Source organism: Roseburia sp. AF25-13LB (genome assembly GCF_003478915.1).
In the GTDB taxonomy this organism is placed as follows: Bacteria; Bacillota; Clostridia; order Lachnospirales; family Lachnospiraceae; genus Roseburia_C; species Roseburia_C amylophila.
Genome location: NZ_QUFO01000024.1, coordinates 1 through 3,516, shown reverse-complemented (window position 1 = coordinate 3,516; position 3,516 = coordinate 1). Strand labels below are relative to the sequence as shown.

The 3,516-nt window shown below is 36.3% G+C and carries 6 protein-coding genes and 1 pseudogene; all 7 read left to right on the top strand.

Annotation, left to right across the window (positions count from 1 at the left end; translation table 11 throughout):
- The first annotated feature begins 52 nt into the window (after positions 1-52).
- The 7 genes and pseudogenes from DWY37_RS15585 (at position 53) to DWY37_RS15560 (ending at position 3,306) form a co-directional block, all read left to right on the top strand.
- Positions 53-457 (top strand): annotated as a pseudogene (locus DWY37_RS15585) (HNH/ENDO VII family nuclease).
- Positions 450-1,001, top strand: coding sequence for an ankyrin repeat domain-containing protein (locus DWY37_RS15580; RefSeq protein WP_118544597.1), 552 nt, complete (start codon positions 450-452; stop codon positions 999-1,001). The pseudogene DWY37_RS15585 and the gene DWY37_RS15580 overlap by 8 nt, the downstream one beginning before the upstream one ends.
- Positions 994-1,314 carry an immunity protein Imm33 domain-containing protein gene (locus DWY37_RS15575; RefSeq protein WP_118542600.1) on the top strand — a complete coding sequence of 107 codons (321 nt, stop codon included), beginning with the start codon at positions 994-996 and terminating at the stop codon, positions 1,312-1,314. The genes DWY37_RS15580 and DWY37_RS15575 overlap by 8 nt, the downstream gene beginning before the upstream one ends.
- A 343-nt stretch (positions 1,315-1,657) precedes the next feature.
- Positions 1,658-1,810 (top strand): hypothetical protein, encoded by a 153-nt coding sequence (locus tag DWY37_RS15910; RefSeq protein ID WP_158552144.1) that lies wholly within the window; start codon positions 1,658-1,660, stop codon positions 1,808-1,810.
- Complete coding sequence (locus tag DWY37_RS16230) at positions 1,807-2,511, top strand: hypothetical protein (RefSeq protein ID WP_243093196.1); 705 nt, start codon at positions 1,807-1,809, stop codon at positions 2,509-2,511. Before DWY37_RS15910 ends, DWY37_RS16230 begins: the two co-directional genes overlap by 4 nt.
- Before the next feature lie 13 nt (positions 2,512-2,524).
- On the top strand, positions 2,525-2,938 hold the full coding sequence (locus DWY37_RS15565; RefSeq protein ID WP_118544595.1) for a hypothetical protein: 414 nt from the start codon (positions 2,525-2,527) through the stop codon (positions 2,936-2,938).
- 95 nt (positions 2,939-3,033) lie between these two features.
- Entirely contained in the window at positions 3,034-3,306 is a 273-nt protein-coding gene (locus DWY37_RS15560; protein ID WP_117699355.1) for a hypothetical protein, read from the top strand.
- Positions 3,307-3,516 lie beyond the last annotated feature (210 nt).

The following is a 3,516-nucleotide window of genomic DNA, read 5'->3' as shown; positions in this document are numbered from 1 at the left end:
TCCACTGGCAGGCTTTGTAGTTGGTTCACTAACCGGAATAGCAACATATGGAATGCTCAATGAGGCTGATCTGGAAGTAATGAATCTGGAGGCGTCATTAGAACTTGAGAAACAGCAGCTGGGGAATGTTGGAGAGAGTAGTAGTGGAAGTAAACCATATACAAATAGTCGCCCATCTTATGGTAAAAATCAAGTAAATGAAGTTTGGGAGAATGCGAAAGACCCTATTACAGGAAAAGTTTATGACCCATCTGGCGTTGAAATTACATGGGATAAAACTAAACCGAGAAATGGTCAATGGGATATGGGACATATTCCTAGTGAGAAATACTCTGAAATGCATCAATTATATATGGATGATGTGATTTCAAAAGATGAATTTTTAGAATAGTATCGTAATCCTAGAAATTATAGACCAGAATTACCTAGTACAAATAGAAGTCATAAATATGAGTGAGGAAATAAAAATGAATATTGAGAAAGCAGATTATGGGACAATTGTTAAATTTGGTACATTAAAAGATTTACATGAAAAAATAAAGTTAAAAAATGATAATGTATCTGATATCATTAATTGGGTAGATGATAGTGGAATGAGTATTCTTGAAAGAAGCTTAGTATCCAGAAAATTTGAAATATCAAAATTTTTACTTGATAACAATGCAAAAGTAAACATAGTGTCAAAAGAAGGTAATAATGAATTTCATTTTTTGGCTCCAAATATAAATTGTATTGAAGCAGTTGAAATCGGAAAATTATTGCTAAGTAAAGGTACTTCGGTAATGCAAAAAGATGTAAAGTATGGTAATACAGCCTTTTTTTCATTATGCATGGAAGCTTTTAAGGAACGTTCAGAGAGTACAATGAATTTTATTGAAGAATGTTTTGAACAAGTAACAGATGTTGATGAGAAAAACAAGAATGGATTTACCATTCGTAAACTAATTATGGAAAGGGGAAGCGATGAATTAAAAAAAAGATTGGAGGAAAAATATGCATAGCACAATGAATTTAGGAGGTTCTGTTGTTTCAAAAAATATATTAGAAAGAAGGGGACGAGTAAAATGGTGTTTTAGAGAAGAGAGTGTAAATAATATTGATAATGGGTGGAGATTTCTTTCGGAAATAGATACAGATGAGTTTCTGGCAGATTCAAAAAACATGGTCATTTGTGATTGGGGCACAATTTTTGAAATAGAGCCTGCAATTGCTCCAATTTTTGAATTACCAATTGGAACAGAATTAACCTTAGAATATGATGGCTCACAAAAATATTTTGTAAAATCTGAAACCGGAGAGAAACTTATATTTTAATTATGGTTATACTGTCGGACATCCAACGGCTCTTGCATGTCTATTAATTAATCATCATGGCTGTTGTGAAGCAATTAAGAATCCATGATGTTAATTAATAGACACTAGCGAAATTTTGTCGAGTCGGGTATACGAAAGGACATTGCAAAATCAAAATAGAATATTTAGTTCCAATACGCTGATATAAACGTGCTCTTAGCAACAATGTAAAGTACGAGAAGATTACCAGCATCTGTGAATTAATCCAGGAACAGCTTGCCCGATGGATAGAAGAGATTGATGCGGTGAGGAGCAGTATTGTAGAAATTGCTACTATGCCGGATATATCCCAGGATTCCATGGAGTGACGGGAGACTCAAGGCTGGTATCGGTTAATCCAATCCGTGATACAGTATTTGCCAGTAATCCGGCTCTCTATTATTTAATAGGAAATGTATTGACAATCGCTGCTTCTCTGATACTGACAGGAGGAATGGCAGTATCGGAGAAGCAGTGATAAGCACAGGAACATCCGTAAGCAGGGCAGTAGTGACAGAGTATGTCAAGCAGGGACTGACAATGGCAGCCAGCAGCTATGTGGAAAAGAGCATGACAGAAGCAACCAACAGTCCACTGGCAGGCTTTGTAGTTGGCTCACTAACCGGAATAGCAACATATGGAACGCTCAATGAGATAGATTCCATGGCAAATGTAAGTGGATTACACAGTTCTTTTGCAGAAGGAATGTCAAAGGAAGATGCCCAGAAATATCTTGATTTTCTTGAGAATGGAAGCAAGGAAGGGCTCACAGAGGCAGAAATAAGAGGAATCGGAAAGGTAGACGAAGCACTTGCATTAAAGAAAGTAAACCCGGAGGAGCTGTTGGAACTTAGAAAACAGCAACTGGGGAATGTGGGAGTGAGTGGTAGTACTTCTAATACTGGAGTTGGGAATCCTGTGAAAGTAGAAGGAAGAGGTAGTACAGGAAGAACAATTCCTAATAATTTAGAAGAACAAATGGCTATGCATCAAGTACGGTCTGATCCTTTGGAAGGTGCTACTGAACTTCCGATTAAATTAAATGATACGAGGTGGAAATCATCAGATGGTTGGGTCAAAATGCAATCTGTTGTAAAGACAGCTGATGGAAATAAAATTACAATCCATTATGTATATAATAAAGTGACAGGCACATTCGATGATTTTAAATTTAAGTAAAGAGAGGAATTTTATGGATAATATTATTTTTGAAAGAATATGGAAAGATTCTAATATTATAGAATTGAAAGTGATGGCAAGCTCAGAATACATTAATGTATTTCAGAATTGTTATGTTGAGGATGTTTTATTAGAAAATGCTGCAGATAAAATAAATAATTATATCAAAAATTCTAATGAGGTATGTTATTTGGAATTTGGAAATAAGATTGGAAACTATACACCTGCTTTTTCATTAAATATTTTACCCAGTGATAATCATGGACATGTAAAAATTGAAGTAGATATAGAAATTGCGGATAATGACAGACGTGCCCATAGATGTTGCTTTTATGTTAGCTGTGAGTTGGGACAGATTGAAAGATTTGGACAATCATTAGTATCATTAATATCAGAGGATGAAGGAGTCAAAGTTTCCCTGGTATAATTTATTAGGGTTATACTTTAGGACTTCCAATTCCTTAAATCCTTTGTTCGAAAAAGTAACTGTATCACCTATCTGCTCACGAAGCGAATGTCATCATGCTGATAAAATTAGATACCAATGTTTATACATCAAAGGTACAGTCTTTTTCGACGGTATCCGGTGAGGTAGAAGGAAAGCAGCTTACAGTTCCGGATTTAAATGTATCAATGGATGCCATGACAGCGTACAGGGCGGACTTTTCACAGTTAATTGGTCTGATGAGTTATTATCAGAGCCTTCTGACGCAGGATGCCGGGAAGCTTCTCACACTGCGTGATGAATTGGTTGATGCAGAAGCTTCTTTGATGAAAATGATAAAGACAAAATAGGGGGAGAGGAGAAAGTTATGGGATTTCAGGAAAAGTACGAGGAGATTACCAGCATCCGTGAATTAATCCAGGCACAGCTTGACCGGTGGATAGAGTAGATAGATGCGGTAAGAAGCAGTATTGTAGAGATTGCTACCATGCCGGAGATGCACGGAGGGGCAGCAGAGCATGTGAGAAGCTATATGTGGGATTATCATATGAATCTTGCAA